Genomic DNA, 20290 nt, shown 5'->3' with positions numbered 1-20290 from the left:
CCATCAAACTTAAATTAATATGGTTATTAGTATCTTCATTAATCCGTAATATTCATATCTTAAAGAGATATTAGCTCAATGATTAAATATAGTCATTGTATCCTCTACATAAAAGATCAACTTGAACAAGCTATTTTTTTATGCATTCAGCACAAAGTAAATTACATTTATCCCGGAGAAACAACCGGGAGGTCAAACTATTGTGCAGTGTCCACAAGAGCGCGGAAATCCATCGACAGGGAGAGCAGAGAGACTATATTTTCAGTTGGTCCGACATAATTGAAGTTCTTATCGATGATGATCCTGGTTTCAGGATACCCCATTTTCTCTGCAAGTTTGCTGAGATATCTCTTTCCGGCCTCCTCTGCCTCATTCAAAAGCTCCTGAAAATTACAAGAGGATACTGTAGTTTCGGGAAGGAACGCAGTGAAGCTGTCGTCACTAAAGCTGTGCATTATGAACACACTGCAGCTAAATTCCATAGAACTCACCGCGGCTCCTGCAGCTCCTGCAACGTCAAAATTTTCAGGTACAGTGATATCAATTCCATCCTTTTCCCCTAGTTTTACAAATACTTTTGCAGGTGTTCCAACGTATATCCTTGGCAGAGGTTGACACCTGCATGCGTAATCTTTTATCGAATATTCGAGCACGGAATTTGTTTTCACAGATATTTGTCGGGCAAAATCGAAGCTTGCCATCCTGTGTTTTTTCGCGATCACATAGGAAGCAGTTTTAGATATCTCCAGATCTCCAACATTAGATAAACCCATTGTGTTGAATGCATCTGTGGGCGTGTATGAAAATTCTTTTGTCAGCCATTTTTCCAGGCCGGCTCGATAGAGATCTTCAGCAATAAATGGCAATGGCTTTGCATTGCCCGGGAAATCTCCGATATCGCCTGATGGATCATCCCAGCCATCATTTATCAAAAATCCGGTCGTATCATTTTCATTAGCGAAACTTTTCATCAGGCGACCAATGACATCACAGGCAGTAATACCCGTCTCCTCAGAAACCCTGCAGAGAGGCACAGCCCTTTCCGGTCCCACCGTGATCTCTTCTGCTTCAGAAAATTTTATTTTGCTGTCTCCTCCGAGCGCGACGCTCATAATATCAAGCGAGGGGATCATTGTCTTGTAAGATCCTATCCTTGCTCCTTCTTCACTGAACACCGCTCTGCCGTTTTCGATCCTACCTATGTCCGTAGAGGTACCCCCTATATCTGCAACGATAAAACTGCTCTGTCTGTCCTCTCCTGCAATGAAAGACGCTCCCCTGAGACTCGCAGCCGGGCCGGAGTAGATCATTTCTATCGGAAATTTCCTGCACCACTCTGAGGGGACCAAGGTGCTGTCGCTCCTTAAAAACATTACAGGACAGGATAATTTATGTTTTTTTACGACTGTATTTATGTCATCAAGCAGCCTGTTCGCCACAGGTATAAGGGACGTATTGAGATATGCGGTCACTGTCCTTTTAACTGAATTCAGTTTTGAATATGAGAGTTCATGGCTGCAGGTCACATGGCCTGAACCATTTGAAAGCAGTACCCTTCGGGCAGCTGTTTCGTGCTCCGGGTTTCTGGGGGAGTAAAGGGATGATACCGTAAAAAGTTCTCCTGTCCTTTTTTTTACAAAACTTTCAACAGCTTCACGGTCAAAAGAGTCCCTTTCTTTTCCCCATCCGGTGTGTCCGCCCCTTACTTTCAATAATGATAAGGGCTTTATAGTCATTTCAACATCTGATACTATGTGCGGGTACCTCTCAAAACCTATCAGAATAAGGTTAGAAGGCTCCCCTTTGCCTTCGAGCAGCGCATTTGTAGATACCGTAGTTGAAATGTTTAAAGAGGCCACCTCGCTGCTTTTATTACCGCAGTCGCCTATAAGCGCTTTGAGAGAGCTCTCTATTGCTTTAGCATACGAGGAGTGTACTGTGGGTATTTTCACTGAAGCTGCTATTTTTTTTTCGATGCAGTCATATAGGACACCGTCTGTATTAGTCCCTCCTACATCTATTCCGATGTTGTATCTCGGACCGCCCTTATCACTCATATTTTGCCTCCTGATAATAAAAAGAGAGCTCTTTTTAAAATTTGTTGTTTAATATGGCAAAACAACATTATAATATTCTTGTTAAGACTGCCATCAGAACGGTCTCTTCTTATCCTATATAATGTAACGTAAGATGTCATCATTGCGTGAGCACAAACAAGGCCGATACAACGACGCTAATGTTGTGCAAGATGCATATCCTGTTTGAGAGGATAAAATATTCTTAAGCAGAGATGGAGGAAAATACAATGAGGAAACACCTCAAGTTGCTTGCTTTCATATTATCTTTATTTTTTATTGTCCACCCTATGTCTGCTCTTGCACTGGCCTCACCCTCCGAGGCCATTCAGGAAGCACAAAAGCACTTTGATGAGTGGGGGTTCCCTCACAAGGAGGGAATAGTACTGGTGCTTTCGGGGGGCGGAACCAAAGGTCTGGCTCACATTGGCGTGCTCGAAGTCCTCGAACGTGAAAACATCCCGATTGCCGCCATAGTGGGCACCAGTATGGGAGCTGTAATAGGAGGTCTTTATGCTTCAGGATATAACGCTGAGGAGATGAGGGAGATAATTTCCGGACTTGATCTAATGGAAATAATCTCCAACAGATCATCGGCAGAAGTGAAAGACGTCAATTACAACAAACCTCCTTCCAGCGGTTCCTCGATCTTCAACGTCTACATGGACGGGCAAAAAAAACCCAGAAGCAGCAGGGGTATGCTCCGCGCAAAGGGGCTGTACGCTTTCCTGAATGAAATGACGGCTCGGGTCACAGTAACTGACTTCAACCTGCTGTCTATACCATTCGCGGCGATAGCAACAGACCTTGAAACAGGTGAAACAGTTGTCCTCAGAGATGGAAACCTGGCATCTGCGCTGCGCGCTTCAGTTTCTATCCCCGGCATATTCGAACCATGGGAGATGAACGGCAGACTTCTGGTTGACGGTGGGCTGAGAGCCAATCTGCCTGTACTGGAAGCAAAAAAATTGTTTCCTGGCCACCCTATCGTAGCTGTCAACCTTTCTCCGGAAAAGATCAGAAAAAAACGAGAAAATCTGCGTTCAATGGTGGAAGTTATGGCTCAGACAATTGAGATACTCATGATACATCAGGTCAGGGCAAACGCAGCGGCTGCAGACCTTGTCATAGCTCCTAAGGTGAAAGATTTCGGAGTACTGCAATCAGATGGGTACGATGAGATCATCGCACGAGGCATCGTAGCTGCGGAACCAATGGTCGAACAGCTTCAAAACATCTCATGCGAACCGGATAAAACGTACTGTGAGTTCAGCCATGTAGACCCGCCTTCCACAGTGAAACCGACTGTAACCGAAATAAGATTTGAAGGTATCCCGGAGAGGATGGCAAAGATCCTTCACGGGAAATATGATGAATGGATAGGCGAGCCTCTTGATATGGAAAAAGTAGCCGATGCCGTTAAAATTCTTTCTACAGGAGATGATTTCGTTTCGGTCGAGGGGCGTGCCCAGACCCTTACAGAAAATACTGCCGCCGTAGTTTTTTCTATCGAGCGACCATCCAAATATGAATTCGGACTCAGTGGATATGCGAGCAACATTTACCCTGATAACTGGCTGTCGCTGAGTGCGCAGATGCGTGACATCTTCTCCGAGGGAGACGTAGGATCTGCGGAATACAGGTTCGGATCAAAGTGGGGAGGAATGCTCAGGTACTTCACCCCGAAGACAGAACGTGACACACAGTTCGGTTTTGTAATTTCTGCCCGAGAAGAAGGCCTTGTGCCGGCAAATGCTGCTGCATTCGAGCTTGAACGCTACACGGCAAGGATCGCATGGTACAAGGATATCAGCAGAAACTCCCGGATAGGACTGGGCTACGCGATCGAGAGGGTCGAATTACTCGACAACGGAACGATTGACGGGCCTTACATAAGCTTCACATTCAACAACCTCGATGACCCCGTTCTTCCCACCAAGGGATTTTCCATCAATTCGGACATATGGTTCCCGAACGGGGAGACAACCATAACACACACGCGGTTCCATACCTACCTTCCCATTTGGCCGACATGGAATGTCGTACTTTCCGGGGGACTCAAGACAGGAGATGTAGACAATCCTGCATACGCGGCAACTCTGGGGACAAACGAAGAGCTTTTCAGCCTGGCGGCCCATCCGTTGATGGGAGATCAGGCATACTGGCTTCACCTGGGGGCAGCAAAGACTATAACAAAGTCATGGTGGGGCGGAATAAACCTGGAGATATTCGGAAACTTCGGACAGGTAATGAGGGAATGGAGCAATGAAAACAGCTGGTGGGAAGCCGGGATAGCATTATCGGCTCCTATGACTAATTTCAGCTCACGAGTAATGTTGATTTATGACCAGAGCGGAGAGTTAACATTTGGTTACTCTATAGGCATACCTATGTGGTGGAACGGCCCTCTTCCTTAATAGATCACTGATTCGATCAAGACGGCTAAATAAGGATATGTTTTCAGGGCAGGGGTCAAATGTTTTTCCAGTGTTTGAACCCCTTGCCCATTACTTCTGATGCTTCTGTAACAACCATGAATGATTTCGGATGGCTTTTCGCCAGATAACGCTTAAGAACCATGGTCTGCCTCGGAGTAAGCAGACACATGATAGTCGGGCGAGCTTCGCCTGAAAAACCTCCTTCTCCGTAGAGAACCGTCGATCCTCTGTGAAGTTCGTCAGATATGTACTTCACGACAGGTTTGGTATCCTTTGCCATTATCAGCACAAGACGACGTTTATCGAATGAAGAAAGAACGCTGTCCGTGGTCTGCCCGGAGACATAGCTCGCTACAAACCCATACAGCATCTTCTCAAGTCCAACTATTCCCATAGAGACCCCCAATATTACCATGTTTATATAAAAACTGTAACGGCCGACCTCAATGCCATATCTTTTCCTCAACACCGCAATTACTATGTCCATTCCACCCATGCTTACACCCGTTCTGAATACCATGCCTCCCCCGACACCTTTGATAATTCCTCCTGCTATTGCAACAAGGAACATGTCGTTCACAATAGGAAACTGGACGAAACTGAGGGCTTCAAGCAAAAATGAAATAAGGAGGACATTATATATTGTCCAGGCTACAAAACGTTTAGAAAGCTCACGTCCTCCCCAGAGAAGAAGGAAGACATTTGCCACGAGTGAAGTTATTGAGGGCGCGAGTCCAATCGCATATTTAAGGATTATTGCTATACCCATCACGCCGGCATCCGGGAATCGGTAAGGCAATGTGAAGCCTATCACACCGATGGTATACAACAGGGAGCCAATGGTCGATATTACAAATGTCGACCATTCGCTAAGGACAAATAATTCCATTTTTACAGTAAGATGCTTCAGCCTGTGTTTTACCTTCACTCTTATTACCTCTCTCCGGAGAATCGCGGATTACAATAGTCCCAAAGACGGATTAAATCAATGCGTATTTTACTCATTAGCTTATATGTGATATTCTCTGTATTTGCAAATTTGCTGCTGTGATAAAATATGCAACAGAATTATCTTATAGGAGGAATAAATAAATGGCCGCACCGATGCAGATAAGTCTTGAAGAAATCATTACTATGCTTCTATCAAGGGTAGAATCGCTTTCAGCAAATGATGAAAACAGCAAAACAAAATCAAATATAATCTACCGCGCCCTCTACAAAAAAGGGCTTATCACAGAAGAAGATATCATGGATTCTGTAAAAGAGGAATACAAGATGCTCAAAGAACTCGGAGTCATCCAAACCGAACCGAAAGAAGAAATGTACACGACAATAACTGACGGCATCCTTCAGTGGATAAAGGGCGATGTCGAAGGGATCAAAAGGTCTATGGCGGAATATGAGAAAAAGCTCCAGGAATATGCCCGCGAAGAGGCTGCAAAAAAACCCAAGATCGAAGTTGCAGGAGCAAATGTACTCAACCAGCTCGACAACATGGCAGGTGCCAAAGGTAAACTGATAGTCTAGGCTCGCTGTTAGCCCAGGATAAACACCATTCATAGCAAAAGATAATGCCCGCTGATCTGCGGGCATTATCTTTATAACCAAAACATGGGTGAGATCAGATGTCTATATGTTCCGCCCTGTCCGGCCTGTAGATAAGTACAGAGCAGGTAGCATAGCGAATGACCTTGTCAGCGGTGCTTCCGACCAATATCTGCTCTATCAGGTTGAAGCTTTTGTACCCCAGGAAGATCAGGTCAAACTTATTTTCTTCTGCATAACGTAGGATCTCATCGGCCGGCTCTCCGGAAACTATCATTTCTTCTATCGCGAGACCCTCTGTCATTCCGTTTTCTGCGATCACGTCCTCCATCACTTTGTGGAGTTTCAGCTTTGCCGCATCTTCGATCTTCTTCTGGTCTTCCTTACCGGTCGAGGATACAAAAGCTTTGATATCGTATCCCTGCAGGAAGTGTGAAGTCTGAGGCGCGCAGTGAAAGAAAGTTATCTCTGAAGCTATCTTCTGGGCCAACCTGTAACCTGCACCTGTAGTACGCCGCCCCACGGGGCTAAAATCGACTGCCAAAAGTATTTTCATTATTATGCAGACCTCCTGTGATTTATTATTACTTTATTTATATTGTTGTTGATATTCTAACATTCATTCTATAAATAAATACAGAAGGTCAGTCGGGATAAATACCTATTTATTTTTATAAAGAGCAAAATCTATACACACCATGCAGGGCAAGCTCCATGGCAAGCCATGCGAAACCCCGTTTTTCCTTTGCAATATTTTCAGCCTGAAATGATCAGTCTTTGTCAGGTCGGTAGATCATGACAGAGCAGGGGGCATATCTGGCTACCTTTGACGCCGTGCTGCCCACCAGGAGATGTTCTATCGCACTATAACTTTTGTAGCCAACTATGATAAGGTCTATCTTCTTTTCTTTAGCAAACCTTAAAAGCTCGTCGCCGGGTTCACCAAATACCACTTCTTCCTCTATCTCCAAAGAACCGGCAACGCCGTTCTCAGCAAAGACGTCCTCCATTATTTTATGGAGCTTTTGTTTTGCCATTTCCCCTATCTTTTTCTGCTCATCTTTTCCGGTTGAAGAGATGAAGGCTTTTATGTCATATCCTTGGAGAAAACGTGCCGTCTGTGGGGCGCAGTGAAAAAAGGTTATTTCGCTGCCTATCTTCTTCGCCAGCCGATAACCGGCGTGCGCAACTTCCCTTCCTACCGGGCTAAAGTCAACAGCTACAAGAATTTTCATTGTTATCATTACCTCCTGTCGGTCATTGTGATAATTATGGAACTATAATTATACCTGTTGCAGCGTCTATGGGTAAATCAATTCAGGAGGATATTATTGTGAAGTATTTATTTGATGCAGTGTTGGTCCCATCAGAGATAATGAACAGACATGACTGCAGGCTAGTGGTGGACCTGCTCAGAGCCTCTACCCAGATAACGACTTTTTTCGACTGCGGCGGAAGCTCGCTGATACCATGCACCGGAAAAGAAGAGGCACTCGAAATAAAAGGGGAGATGGGACCTGATTGGATGCTGATGGGTGAGATCGATGGCATCATGATACCAGGCTTCGATTTTGGAAATTCACCCGTTGAGATTACAAGGCGTGGCGCTCCGAAAAACGCACTTATAACCACTTCAAACGGAACTAAGTCTCTTTTAGCTGCAGCAGAGGACTGTCCCGAGGTAAGGGTGGCATGCGCAAGGAACGCCGAAGCAGCTGCATGGGATGCGATCTGCAGCGGAAGACATATATGTGTGGTTGCTTCGGGCCGAAATGGGAAATTCTCAATAGAGGACACTGTATGTGCAGGAATGATCATTGAAAAAATGCTCGCGTTGGCGCCATCAAACGGCGGAACAGAGATGGAGCTTACTGACGGAGCCATAACATCGATGGCGCTCTGGCATCATTTCGGCCCTGACCTGGTTTCAGTCTGCATGGAATCCGAGCATGGAAAGATACTGCAGGAACTTGGCTTTACCGAGGACATATTCTTCTGCGGAGAAAGTGATTCTTCTGCATCGGTGCCTTGTTACAGGAAAGACGGGAAGTACGGATCTATTTCAGTCAGATAAAAACTAAGGACTTTGGAAAGACCCGAAGTCCTTAGTTTTTATAACAAAACCTAATTTATGAGATGCTCTTTTCCATCTCTTCAATAATTTCAGAAAAGACATCAAGCGCCTCTTGGAAGTCTCTGCGTCCCAGACCAAGGCGGAAATTATTCGTGTTGAGCCCAAACGCGCGTTCGCCAATGATCAGAAGTTCCTTTTCATTCATTGCCTTTTCGCACATCTCTGTCACATCGAAGGGTCTCATCAACTGCGGGAAAGCTGTGCTCCCGCCGTTTGGCTGTATCCAGTGCAGAAGCTGCTTATGTTTTTTGAAGAACTTCTCTGCGAGATTAAGATTGTCCAGTACGATCGTATGGTTGCGCTGGAGCAGGTCTGTTGCGTTGCGCATGGCTATAGTGGCAAGGATCTCCCCCGGAGCGTTATTGCACAAAGTTGTATAGTCCTTGTATGCTGCGCAGTTTTCAAGGATATTTTTGTTCTTTGTAACCAGCCATCCGATCCTGGTCCCCGGAAGCCCGAATTTATTAAGTCCTCCGATCGTCGTTGCCCTGGGATACATATCGGAAAGAGAGGGCAGCGCAGCTGCGGGGTCATGTTCCATCCCGCGATATGTCTCTTCACAGAATACCCAGGTCCCCATCCTGTCAGCTATGTTCAGGATCCTGTCCATCTCAGTCTTTACAGGTATAAACCCGGTGGGATTGTTTGGTATGTTCAGGACAAGAAGCTTTGTATTGGGGGAAATATTTTCTGCAAGGAAATTGAAATCGAGATTCCACCCCCAAGTCGTCTCCTGAAGCGGCCACTTGATTATCTTGCATCCAAGTGCCCTTGGTATCTCATAAAGCGATGGGAGACAGGGCTGCATTACAATTACCTCGTCTCCGGGATCCAGAAGAGAATTCATAAATATGAAGATACCCTCTTCAGGTGTAAGTTCCAGAATATCAGAGGGACGGATCGTGGTAAATCTTTTTGCTACAGCCTCCCGTAAAGGTGCAAAACCGTTCTGTTCCGTATAACCCAGAACGAGATCATCCCACATTTTTTTGCATTCTTCGTCTGCCATGTCAAGTATTTCCTGCATCGTGCAGTACTCGCACGCTGACTGGCTCAATCTGAATTTAGCTTTTGAAGAGTACCTGGCAAAAAGTCTCTCCAGTTTAAATTCTTTAATTTTCATAAAGCTCCCCCTCTTAGGTTTTTTATCCGAATAAGCTTCATCATATCACTGATAAAGTATAACCTTTTTCAGAAAAGTTGTAATCATTACTGCAATATTGCTCTTATTAATTTTATGACAAAAATAAAAAAGCTTATCTTTACTTTCGGTCCATCAATTAAAGCTATATAATAAAATGTACGTGATCATTTAATGCCTGATAATTTTAAAATAAATGAAACGCAAACAAATATATCACGTTAGCAACGAGAAACTAAATCCACACATCGTCTGCCAGACAGGTTTTTATAAAAACATAAGACAGACTGAATTATACATTTTTTCTTTCAAGTATTGCAACCTGATATATCTGTGATACAATTGTAGAGAGGGGTAATGTCATGAGCAGCAGCAACGATTCTTTTTTTACTATCAAATCTCTCAGGGAGCAGGTTTACGACTACCTTCGTTTTCAGATGAACGATGGAAAGATCCGTCCCGGATCCTTCCTTAACCTGAACGAGATAAGCATGGAACTGGGAATGAGCAGGACTCCGCTAAGAGATGCCCTATTCCAGCTGGAAACAGAAGGATTTGTGACCATCTACCCAAGACGTGGAGTTATAGTAAATACGCTGACTCTGGAAAAGATCCGAAACATATATGAGATCCTCGGGGGACTAGAATCCTCGGTGATGGTCCACATAGCGCTCCGCTTTCGTGAAAGTGACGCTGAGATCATGGAAAAATGCAACTCTCAGATGAGGAAGGCTCTCGACCAGAACAACTATTCAATGTTTTATGAAGAAAATCTGAAGTTCCACAATGTTTATCTGAACATGTCTGACAATTTAGAAATACTGCAATACATAAAGATACACAAGGAAAGGCTTTACGATTTTCCAAGAAACAAGACCTACGTCAAGGAGTGGGAACTGCACTCCCTGGAGGAACACAAGGCTCTCATAGAGCTGCTTCGCAAAGGTGACTTCAACGGAGCGGCAGAATATATAAGGGACGTACACTGGTCGTTCCAGGTCCAGGAAAGATTTATCAGAAAATATTATTTCGCTAAACATTCTGAACTGGACGTATCTGAGGAGGCATAACCGGATTGAGTACAACTGGGATCATTTTTGACATAAAGAAATACTCCATACACGACGGCCCGGGAACACGCACAACGGTACATATGAAAGGATGCCCACTCTCCTGCTGGTGGTGCCACAACCCGGAAAGCCAGTCGATGACCCCTATGATCCTCTTCCGCAGTGAAAAGTGCATCGGGTGCGGAGCATGTGTCAGATCATGTCCCAACAAAGCAATATCAGCAACAGAAGGTACTTTGACAACAGACCTAGGACTCTGTGACGGATGCGGAATATGCGAAGATGTATGCCCTTCCGGTGCGCGGGAGCTTTGCGGCAGAAAATACACGGTTGAGCAGCTTATGGAACATCTCCGGAAAGACGAGATCTTTTTCAGGGACGGCGGCGGGGTAACTTTCTCGGGAGGAGAACCCCTCATGCAGCCCGGATTCGTCATAGAGGCACTCAAAGCCTGCGGACATGAAGGTTTTCACAGAGCGATAGATACCTGCGGATTCGTAGACAAAAAGGTGATCATCGAAGCTGCAAAGGAGACAGACCTTTTTCTGTATGATCTGAAACATATGGATCCGAAAAAACACAGGGAATACACCGGAGTGGACAACTCGATAATTCTTGAAAATCTTGTAGCCCTTTCTGAATTCGGATCAAAGATCAATATCAGGTTCCCGTTTATGCCGGGCCTCAACTCAGATGACGAGAATGTAAGGGCAACCGGTGAGTTCATCTCAAAGCTCAAAGGGATAACCGGAGTGAACATACTTCCCTACCACACAGTGGCCAGGGGAAAGCATAAGCGGTGGAACATGGATTACAAGCTTCCGGACCTCCTGCCTCCTACTGAAAACCAGACACGGAGGGCCGCTGGAATACTGGAAAGTTTTGGCTTGAACACACACATAGGCGGATAAGAACACCCCTATTCCGGAAGATATTGCGCTTAGTGCGCATTATTATAAAAGTGGCAGACCTGAGCGCATAGCTGCAAAGGTCGGGAAATACTTAAAACATAACATAAATATCAGATGACAACACCCAGGGAGGTAAGAAACATGAATGAGCGCATCAAACGTCTCCGCGACGAAAGCTTTGAAGCACATCCCTCAATCTGCATTGAAAGAGCCGTTCTTGAGACTGAGTTCTACAAAGAGAACGACAACAAGTATCCTATGCCCGTTATGCGCGCCATGAACTTCAGGTATATCTGCCAGAATAAAAATATCTTCATCGGAAAAGAAGAGCTGATCGTAGGGGAGAGAGGCTCGAAACCAAAGTCTGTATCGACATTCCCTGAACTGACCTGCCATTCCAGGGAAGACCTTGAGATACTCAACATCAGAAAACAGCAGAACTATACAGTAGATCCTGAAGATATCAATATCTACGAAGAGAAAGTAATTCCCTTCTGGCGCGGCCGCTGCATGCGAGACAAGCTTTTTGAGCGCATGCCTGAGGACTGGACCAAGCTCTACGAAGCCGGAACTTTCACTGAATTCGGCGAACAGAGAGCCCTTGGACACACTGCCCTTGACGGACTTATCTACAAAAACGGCATGCTAGACCTAAAAAAACAGATAGCCGAAGCACGTGCAAAGCTGGACTACCTGAAAGATCCCGAAGCCACAGCAAAAGACGAACAGCTCCAGGGTATGGATATCTCCTGCGATGCAGTCATCATCTTCGCTGAAAGACATGCCGAGCTTGCCGAAAAGATGGCGGCCGGTGAGAGCGATCCCAAACGCAAGGCAGAACTTCTCAAGATAGCCGATGTCTGCAGATGGGTACCCGCAAACGCGCCGAGAGACTTCTGGGAAGCGGTCCAGATGTATTGGTTCGTGCACCTTGGCACAATAACGGAACTCAACGGCTGGGACGCTATGAGCCCCGGTCATCTTGACCAGCACCTCGCCCCGTTCTATGAGAAGGGTGTAAAAACCGGAACACTTGACAGAGAAGCGGCGAAAGAACTCCTCTCCTGCCTCTGGATCAAGGTCAACAACACCCCCGCACCTCCCAAGGTCGGTGTAACTGCAGCCGAAAGCGGGACCTACAACGACTTCACGAACATCAACCTGGCCGGACTTAAGGCTGACGGCACTGACGGATCGAGCGAAGTGACATACATCTGCCTCGAGATCTTTGACGAACTTCGCCTCCTGCAACCCCAGGGCAACATCCAGGTAAGCGAGCGCACGCCTGACAGCGTTATCCGTGCTGCAGCAAGGGTCTTCCGCAACGGCATGGGTTATCCTTCGGTCTTCAACGCCGACATGGTCATCCAGGAACAGATGCGTGTAGGCAAGACACTTGAAGATGCACGCGAAGGCGGCACAAGCGGATGCATCGAGACAGGAGCGGCTGGCAAAGAGGCATATCTGCTCCATGGATACCTCAATATTCCCAAGCTTCTTGAGTACGTACTTACAAACGGAGTCGACATGCTGACAGGCAAGCAGGTCAGCATCCAAACAGGCGACATCAGTGAGTTCAGAACCTTTGAAGATCTCTATGCTGCATTTGATAAACAGCTCAATTACACAGTAGAGACAAAGATCAAAGTAGACAACTACCTGCGCTACCAGTACGCAACTAAGATGGCAGCTACTTTCCTTTCTGTGGTTATACGGGACTGCATACAGAAAGGCAAAGACTATTACAACGGAGGACCACGCTATAACTCTGACTACATCCAGTGCACCGGCATAGGTACAGTCACAGACAGCCTTTCCGCAATAAAGAAGCATGTTTTCGACGATAAGAAGTATACCCTAAAACAGCTTGTTGCTGCGATGGAAAAGAACTGGGAAGGCGAAGAGGAGATGCGCCTTACCCTTCGCAACAAGACCCCCTTCTTCGGCAACGACGACGACTATGCTGATGACATTATGAAGAGAGTCTATGACAGCCTCTTCAGGACGATAGACGGCAGACACAGCATTCTTGGGCCGACATATCACCTTAACATGCTCAGTACTACATGCCACAACTACTTCGGCCAGAAGCTTGCCGCTTCTCCAAACGGACGTTTCTCAGGCATGCCTGAATCAGACGGCACGTCACCGAGCCATGGCGCTGACATCAACGGACCTACGGCAGTCGTTAAGTCACTGGCAAAAATGGATCAGGTAAAATCAGGCGGAACACTGCTCAACCAGCGTTTCCTCCCATCAGTACTTGCGGGAGAAGAAGGAATAGAGGGAGTCAAGAACCTTATCCGCTCCTACTTCAAACTCGGCGGGCACCATATCCAGTTCAACGTTGTGGACGAAGATACTCTCCGTGACGCTCAGGAACATCCTGATAACTACCGCGGACTCCTTGTCAGAGTCGCAGGCTACAGCGATTACTTCGTAGACCTCGACACTTACCAGCAGGAAGAGATAATCGCAAGGAACGCTCAGGAAGGTTTCTAAGGGAACCCGAATCAACAAATAAGTCATATAAACAGCAGGGGCCTTTTTTTCGAAAGGCCCCTTAAGTATTTATAAACATAAAAATTATCTCTTTGAAGATTTCAGCTGTTCATCAAGCCTGTTCATTTTTAAGAGTGAATACTTGTCAAGTTTTTCGAGCATGCTCTTTCTGGCGGCCACTCCGAGTTCTGTCTTTGAAAGCCCGCCCTCTTTTCCTCTATCCTTCCAGCTGATCTTTTTGCCTTTGAAGTAAAGGTCCAGGTCAGCCACACGTTCACCTGAGTCATCATATTCCAGTCCTGAGAGGAATCCTTTTACCGATTCCTCGTCAAGAGGGGTAAAAAGTTTCAGGAGGTATACTTTCGCCACCCTGCCCATCAGGGTGTACTCACTCTCCCAGCCTTCTTCCAGTATCGTTCCGATCTGAAGCCCCTGGACCGCGGTCCAGATCCTCTTCCTGTGCGTTCCGAAGCGTCCCTCCTTGTCCCCGATGCGGATCTCCATACCGTTCCAGTCAGGTGTCCCCATCGAGTCGCCAAGGTATTCGTTCTGCCTCATCCTCAGTGTTGCGATCAGTTTTTCCTTTGAATGTTCGGCAACGTAAAGGGCCTCACTGTGCATACGTGAGTGCGGTATCTGGTGGTTGAGCGGTTCAGCCGTGAAGTAGATGACTGAGGAATCTTCCGGAAGGGGTTCGCTGAAGTATGGATCGTTCGATATGAGCTTTCCGCCAAAGTCCTCCCTTATCTTTTCTATGCCCTTATCAATGTCGCCCAATAATCTCATAAGTATATAGCCGGGCTGCATCCTGCTTTCGGTGATACCTTCACCAAGCCTCGCGTTGAGCATCATACAGAGGAGACGTTGTATGGAGGTCTCTGAGATATAGACCCTGAGCTCCTCTTTCCCCACTGCTTCGCTTTTGACGCGGGCCACTGCTATCCGGCTGAACTCGCCTGAAATGGAAAAGGCCTCTTCAATGTTGCTGCCGGCATATTCACCCCAGCTGAGCAGTATCTGTTCAGCATTGTCGAAATTCTTGGCGAAAGTGAAAACTATCGTTTCGGGGCCGCTTCTCACAAAAAAAATCATTAGTCTGAGTTCCTCTCGTTAATATCACTTGAAAAAGAGGGCTTGTGATGTAGACACAGCCCTCTTTGGATATTATATATTATCAGTATGATGGATATCTGTCTCTTCAGACGGTCTGCTTATTTGCTGTCAGTCCTTCTTCCCTCTGAACATAAAGGGCATGACTGCAAGACTGAAGAGGAGGATCATCCCCGGTCCTGTCGAACATCCGCTGCTGCCTGAGCCTGTATCATCCGAGGTGCCAAACGCCTTCAGGCATACGTTGGCCTTTTCATACCCAGAGATTCCCGTCAGGTCTTCCCATGTGGTTCCGTCTGATGAGATGAAGCTCTGGCCTGCCGAAGCAGTCGCCTTCTCCGAGTAGCCGGTTATCGGATATTCAACAGGTATTGCATAATCCAAGGTATCCGGCTGCAAAATACTTACGACAACAGAAAATTTAACATATTTTGATATCTCTACAACTGAGTCAAGATCTACAGTGTTATATCCGGGGGCCGTAACAGTAACGCTCTTTACAGCTACACGGGTCCCTCCTTTGGGGGAGTTTCCGCAATTCTTATAGATCTCAATAGTACACTGGCTGTCGGGGCGGCTGGTATAAAATGAGACAGAGTTTATCTTTTCGTTTCTTGCAGCTGTAAAGATATTGGCAAAGTAGGCAGGCTTGACTGAAGTGTAACCCATGAAGGAGCATAGTCCGAGCGGGTCATACTGGTAGATCTTTTCTTTGTCCGGGGCAGCCACTGTGTCATATGCAACACCGTCGTTCAAGGAACCTTCTTCATAGGAAACATAGTAATAACCGGAATCTCCAAATGAACTTCCCCAGCTGTTCCTGACGATCCAGGCTCCTTTATTCGTTGGTCTGGGTGATGCGTTGAAATTTGATGTGGCATAATCATCATCCCAGCCGACAATTGTTACAGCATGATTAGTACCCGAATCTTCAGATTTTATGAAGTATGCCGCCGTCGTTGGGTTAAGATATAGATCACTATCTCCCTGCGTTATACCTATACTGACAGCTCCGTAAGTTCTTATCGCTTCCTTGATGGTATTGATACGGGCGTCCTTAAGCCTTACCTCTTTTACTCCCAGATTTCCCAGATAGAGAGCGTTTTTCAGCTTATACTTTCTTGCCTGCACATCAGGTTTGTAAGCATTAGCTTCAGTCTGTGGGTCTGGGTATGCAGCAGAGGATTCATCAAGGAAGCCGGTCCCTCTGGCCAGTATGGCCGCAGACATCCAGTCGTTTCCACCGACATCATAGTATTTTTTTGCGGAATCAAATGTGAACGAGGGCAGACCTTCCGACTCATCGTTAAAGCCGTAATAAGCCAGGTACCACTCTGAAAGGTCTGCGTTGTCCTTGGTCAGTATGGTTTTTTCGTGGATAAGGTTGGATTCTGCCGCTGCCATCGCAGAAAAGGTCCAGCAGGTCCCATAGCCGCCCTGATTCCTTACAGCGGGCATTTCAGGTCTCAGGTCATAACTGGTCGGGATCGTTCCCAGCCTGTTGGTGGTCTTAATTACGCTGTACACCTCATTTTCAAGGTGTGACCAGTTGACCGGAGAGGGGGCATAACCATGGGACGCATCTACGCCCAGAGGATCGGTGCTTCCTTTTTCCGGTGCGGATGTTTTTGCTTCGTCAATTCTTTTCTGCCATTCGACAAAATGCGGGTTAAGGGGGGCGGCAACGATCTCAGATGCCGAAGCGTATGAGGCAAAACCCCCTGCCGATAAGAGGATAGATGCGATGATCAGGGTGTTGACTTTTTTAAATAAGGAGGAAAAGGATAACAAGCGAAGCACCTCTTTCTTTTTAAAGTGTAACTAGGTTTATTATATAACAGTTTAAAACAAAGAAGCAATAAAAAACTTTTACAATATTTTGGGTCCAGCTGATGACCTCAGAGAATAGCCTGAAAAGTCTATACAACGTATAATGGTCATTGCCAACGACTGACAAAGAGGTGGGAAAATGGCAAGACCGGAGATCCTTAAATGTGTACTATGCGGAAGGGAGTACAGCCCTGATCCGGAAAGGTACGTCTGTGACAGCTGCGGACTCGACGGTACACTTGACGTGCTCTACGATATCAGCAATGTAAAGAAAAAAATTACCAAAGAGGCTATGTCCGTAAACATGGATATGTCCATGTGGAGATACAGAGATATATTGCCGGTACTGAACGACGCAAATATGCCTGATCTGGCAGTCGGATGGACCCCTCTTTATGAGAACAAAAGAATGGCATCGAAATACGGAGTTAATAAACTATATATCAAGGACGACGGACGAAACCCCACAGCATCCCTCAAGGACAGGGCAAGCGCGGTGGGCGTTGCAAAAGCCATGGATTTTGGGCAGAAAGTCGTCGCATGCGCATCAACGGGAAACGCCGCCAGCTCGCTTTCTGGTTTTGCCGCCGTATCAGGGCTCGAAAGCTACATCTTCGTACCTGAAAAAGCACCTGCGGCAAAGGTAACTCAGCTTCTCGTCTACGGGGCGAACGTTGTCCTTGTCAAAGGAGATTATGCGAAAGCCTTTGACCTTGCAACGGCAGCTATAGAAAAATTCGGCTGGTATAACAGAAACTGCGCGATCAATCCTTACCTTGTAGAGGGCAAAAAGACCTGCGCTATGGAGATCGCCGAACAGCTGAACTGGGAGGTCCCGGACAGGGTATTTATCTCGGTCGGGGACGGATGCTGCATAGGCGGACTATATAAAGGATTCAGGGACCTGCTCGACCTGGGGCTGACAGGCAGGATGCCGAAAATAACAGGAGTTCAGGCAGAGGGTTCCAGCCCTATTTACAGAGCAATAATCGAGAATTCGGAAAGGGTGACCTTCAGTCCTGCAGATACGATAGCGGACAGCATCTCGGTAGGCGCTCCGAGAAACTGGGCAAAAGCGCTCAGGGCCATAAGGAAGTCCGGGGGGACCGCCGTGACGGTAAGTGATTCGGAGATACTCTCCGCAATACCGGAACTTGCCCGATCCTCCGGGGTCTTCGGAGAACCCGCAGGCGTAACAGGCTTTGCAGGATTCCGCAAGATGGCCATGGCAGGAGAGACAGGCCCGGATGAAACGATCGCCGTAGTGGTTACCGGAAACGGACTCAAGGATATCGAGAGCGCGAAGAGATCCGTAGGACAGGCGTTCTCATGCGCTCCGGACTTAGAGGAATTTTCAAGACTTATCGCTTTACGATGAACTTATAATAATATTCTGAAGGGGGAAATATTCAGTGATCGACCTTACAGTCCACAAAGAGAAACTTAAAAATGCAGTAGAGGTAGCTAAAAAAAGGAACGTCCTTATCCCTACCTTCAAACAGATGAGGGATCCAGAAAAATATACGCCTGCAAGGATAAAAGAACAACTTAAAACGACCGGCCTTTGGGACGTCGACCCTGCAAACCTCTTCCGGATCACATGGAAGAATGAGCCGAAAAAAACAGGGGGACTTTTCGGTGAGGTCAACACTCTGGAATTCCCCAGTGAGTTCACGGGAGTTAAGGCACGCATCATCGCGCTATGCGGCAAGTGGTTCCCCACAGGAGCCCATAAGGTCGGAGCAAGTTTCGGCTGCCTTGTCCCCCGTCTCGTAACCGGACAGTTCGACCCGACATGCCAGAAGGCCGTATGGCCCTCTACAGGCAACTACTGCCGCGGCGGAGCTTACAACGCCCAGCTTTTAGGGTGCGAGTCGATAGCGATACTGCCTGAGGGCATGAGCAAGGAGCGTTTCGAATGGCTCCGCACCGTCGCAGGCGAGATAATTGCCACCCCGGGCACAGAGAGCAACGTCAAGGAGATCTATGACGAGGTCGCAAGAATACGGGCGTCACGCCCCGAGGCAGTCATCTTCAACCAGTTCGACGAGATGGGCAACCACCTCTGGCATTACTATGTAACGGGAAGCGCCATGGAAGAGGCTTTGAAAAAAATAATGGGACCAAAAGATAGGTACGCCGGTGTGGTTGTTACATCGGGATCCGCAGGCACGACGGCATGCGGGGATTACCTCAAGGAGATATTCCCCGATAGCAAAGTCGGAGTGGGAGAGGCTCTCCAGTGTCCGACCCTTTACCTCAACGGCTTCGGTGAGCACCGCATAGAGGGCATAGGCGACAAGCACATCCCCTGGGTCCACAACGTAAAGAATACAGACCTCGTCTTCGCGATAGATGACAACAACTGCATGGCGATGATACGCCTCTGCAACGAACCGGAAGGGCAGGAATATCTCAGAAGCATGGGACTTTCAGATGAGTTCATATCACAGCTGCCTCTGATGGGCATCTCCGGCGCGGCAAACGTCGCAATGGCGATAAAGATGGCAAAGTACTACGAACTCACGGAGAACGACGTAATACTAACAGTCCTGACCGACTCGATGGAGATGTACACTTCGAGGCTCGAAGAGATGCGCGCTGAGCTTGGAGCATACTCGCCGCTTCGAGCCGCTGTCGACCATCAGAGATTCGTACTGGGGATGGGCATCGACGGGATGATGGAGCTGAACTACTACGACCGCAAGAGGATACACAACCTGAAGTACTACACATGGGTGGAGCAGCAGGGCAAGACGAGCGAAGAACTCAACGCCCAGTGGTACGACCCGGACTACTGGAAGAGCGTCCACCGTATGGCTGACCTTATCGATGAAAAGATCGATGAGTTCAACAAAATGACCGGACTGGGAGAATAGCGGATGAGAGTTATCGACCTCAGCTGGCCTATTACAGACGGCATGATGGTCTTTCCGGGCGACGTGCCGCCCACTGTCAAAAAGGGCGCCACGATGGAAGAAAACGGCTGGAGGACGACCCTGGTCTCTTTCAGCTCACACACAGGGACCCACATGGACGCGCCCTCACATATGGTACCGGACGGGAAAAACCTGGACCAACTGCCTAACGAGACCTTCTTTGGCTTTGGCCTGGTCGTGGACGTAAGAGGGTGCGCCGGAAGAAGGATAGAGCTTGCCGACATAAAGGTGACTTCCTCTGAGATCTCGGGCGCTGACTATCTTCTCTTCCGCACCGGATGGTCTGAAAAATGGAATACGGAAGAATACATGACCGGCTTTCCGGTCCTTTCTCCTCTATCCGCAGAATGGCTTTCAGAGAAAAAACTCAAGGGTGTAGGATTTGACGCCCTCTCAGCCGATCCTGTGGATTCAGCCGCAAACGACATCCACAGGATACTTCTGTCAAGCGGGCTCGTTATCATGGAAAACCTGAGAAATCTGGATAAGGTGGGATACAGGCCATTCTGTATGGCCTCCCTTCCCATTTCGCTGGAAGATCAGGACGGAGGCCCCGTAAGGGTAATGGCAGTTCTGGATAAATAGTTTATCACAG

The 20290-nt window shown here is 47.3% G+C and carries 16 protein-coding genes; 9 read left to right on the top strand and 7 right to left on the bottom strand.

Annotated elements, in window-relative coordinates; genetic code table 11:
- Nucleotides 1–197: 197 nt before the first annotated feature.
- Nucleotides 198–2057 carry a hypothetical protein gene (locus CVV54_02625; protein ID PKL05182.1) on the bottom strand — a complete coding sequence of 620 codons (1860 nt, stop codon included), beginning with the start codon at nt 2055–2057 and terminating at the stop codon, nt 198–200.
- 233 nt (nt 2058–2290) lie between these two features.
- Between CVV54_02625 and CVV54_02620 the strand changes: the two genes are divergently transcribed.
- The gene (locus tag CVV54_02620) at nt 2291–4492 is read left to right on the top strand and encodes a patatin (GenBank protein PKL05181.1); all 2202 of its coding nucleotides are present in this window, start codon (nt 2291–2293) and stop codon (nt 4490–4492) included.
- A gap of 55 nt (nt 4493–4547) precedes the next feature.
- Here the strand turns inward: CVV54_02620 and CVV54_02615 are convergent, their stop codons facing one another.
- Nucleotides 4548–5402 (bottom strand): YitT family protein, encoded by an 855-nt coding sequence (locus CVV54_02615; protein ID PKL05221.1) that lies wholly within the window; start codon nt 5400–5402, stop codon nt 4548–4550.
- A 203-nt stretch (nt 5403–5605) separates the two neighbouring features.
- On the opposite strand from CVV54_02615, the gene CVV54_02610 reads away from it, so the two are divergent.
- Nucleotides 5606–6040 (top strand): hypothetical protein, encoded by a 435-nt coding sequence (locus CVV54_02610; GenBank protein PKL05180.1) that lies wholly within the window; start codon nt 5606–5608, stop codon nt 6038–6040.
- Nucleotides 6041–6134: 94 nt separating this feature from the next.
- On the opposite strand, the gene CVV54_02605 is transcribed toward CVV54_02610, so the two are convergent.
- Both CVV54_02605 and CVV54_02600 read right to left on the bottom strand, forming a co-directional pair.
- Nucleotides 6135–6614, bottom strand: a complete 480-nt coding sequence (locus tag CVV54_02605) for a hypothetical protein (protein PKL05179.1) — start codon at nt 6612–6614, stop codon at nt 6135–6137.
- A gap of 214 nt (nt 6615–6828) precedes the next feature.
- The gene (locus CVV54_02600; GenBank protein PKL05178.1) at nt 6829–7302 is read right to left on the bottom strand and encodes a universal stress protein; all 474 of its coding nucleotides are present in this window, start codon (nt 7300–7302) and stop codon (nt 6829–6831) included.
- A 59-nt stretch (nt 7303–7361) separates the two neighbouring features.
- On the opposite strand from CVV54_02600, the gene CVV54_02595 reads away from it, so the two are divergent.
- A complete protein-coding gene (locus CVV54_02595) occupies nt 7362–8132 on the top strand; it encodes a hypothetical protein (GenBank protein PKL05177.1) in 771 nt (256 codons plus the stop codon).
- 55 nt (nt 8133–8187) lie between these two features.
- Here CVV54_02595 and CVV54_02590 read toward each other — a convergent pair whose 3' ends face one another.
- A complete protein-coding gene (locus tag CVV54_02590) occupies nt 8188–9315 on the bottom strand; it encodes an aspartate aminotransferase (GenBank protein PKL05176.1) in 1128 nt (375 codons plus the stop codon).
- Between the two features lie 380 nt (nt 9316–9695).
- Here CVV54_02590 and CVV54_02585 point away from each other — a divergent pair, with 380 nt between their 5' ends.
- The 3 genes from CVV54_02585 (at nt 9696) to CVV54_02575 (ending at nt 13816) form a co-directional block, all read left to right on the top strand.
- Nucleotides 9696–10403, top strand: coding sequence for a GntR family transcriptional regulator (locus CVV54_02585; GenBank protein PKL05175.1), 708 nt, complete (start codon nt 9696–9698; stop codon nt 10401–10403).
- Nucleotides 10404–10408: 5 nt separating this feature from the next.
- Nucleotides 10409–11314 carry a glycyl-radical enzyme activating protein gene (locus tag CVV54_02580; GenBank protein PKL05174.1) on the top strand — a complete coding sequence of 302 codons (906 nt, stop codon included), beginning with the start codon at nt 10409–10411 and terminating at the stop codon, nt 11312–11314.
- Nucleotides 11315–11455: 141 nt separating this feature from the next.
- Nucleotides 11456–13816 carry a formate C-acetyltransferase/glycerol dehydratase family glycyl radical enzyme gene (locus tag CVV54_02575; GenBank protein PKL05173.1) on the top strand — a complete coding sequence of 787 codons (2361 nt, stop codon included), beginning with the start codon at nt 11456–11458 and terminating at the stop codon, nt 13814–13816.
- 84 nt (nt 13817–13900) lie between these two features.
- On the opposite strand, the gene CVV54_02570 is transcribed toward CVV54_02575, so the two are convergent.
- Nucleotides 13901–14908 carry a hypothetical protein gene (locus CVV54_02570; protein ID PKL05172.1) on the bottom strand — a complete coding sequence of 336 codons (1008 nt, stop codon included), beginning with the start codon at nt 14906–14908 and terminating at the stop codon, nt 13901–13903.
- A gap of 129 nt (nt 14909–15037) precedes the next feature.
- Complete coding sequence (locus CVV54_02565) at nt 15038–16717, bottom strand: hypothetical protein (protein ID PKL05171.1); 1680 nt, start codon at nt 16715–16717, stop codon at nt 15038–15040.
- Between the two features lie 178 nt (nt 16718–16895).
- Between CVV54_02565 and thrC the strand changes: the two genes are divergently transcribed.
- Genes thrC through CVV54_02550 form a run of 3 tightly spaced genes read left to right on the top strand, consistent with a single transcriptional unit; the run spans nt 16896 to nt 20280 of the window.
- Entirely contained in the window at nt 16896–18134 is a 1239-nt protein-coding gene (thrC, locus tag CVV54_02560) for a threonine synthase (GenBank protein PKL05170.1), read from the top strand.
- A 34-nt stretch (nt 18135–18168) separates the two neighbouring features.
- Complete coding sequence (locus CVV54_02555) at nt 18169–19635, top strand: pyridoxal-5-phosphate-dependent protein subunit beta (protein ID PKL05169.1); 1467 nt, start codon at nt 18169–18171, stop codon at nt 19633–19635.
- A 3-nt stretch (nt 19636–19638) separates the two neighbouring features.
- A complete protein-coding gene (locus tag CVV54_02550; GenBank protein PKL05168.1) occupies nt 19639–20280 on the top strand; it encodes a hydrolase in 642 nt (213 codons plus the stop codon).
- Nucleotides 20281–20290: the final 10 nt, after the last annotated feature.

The sequence above is a fragment of the Synergistetes bacterium HGW-Synergistetes-1 genome (assembly GCA_002839185.1).
GTDB lineage: Bacteria > Synergistota > Synergistia > Synergistales > Synergistaceae > Caenicola.
Note: the sequence above shows the minus strand (reverse complement) of the source record. Positions and strands in the feature narration are given on the sequence as shown.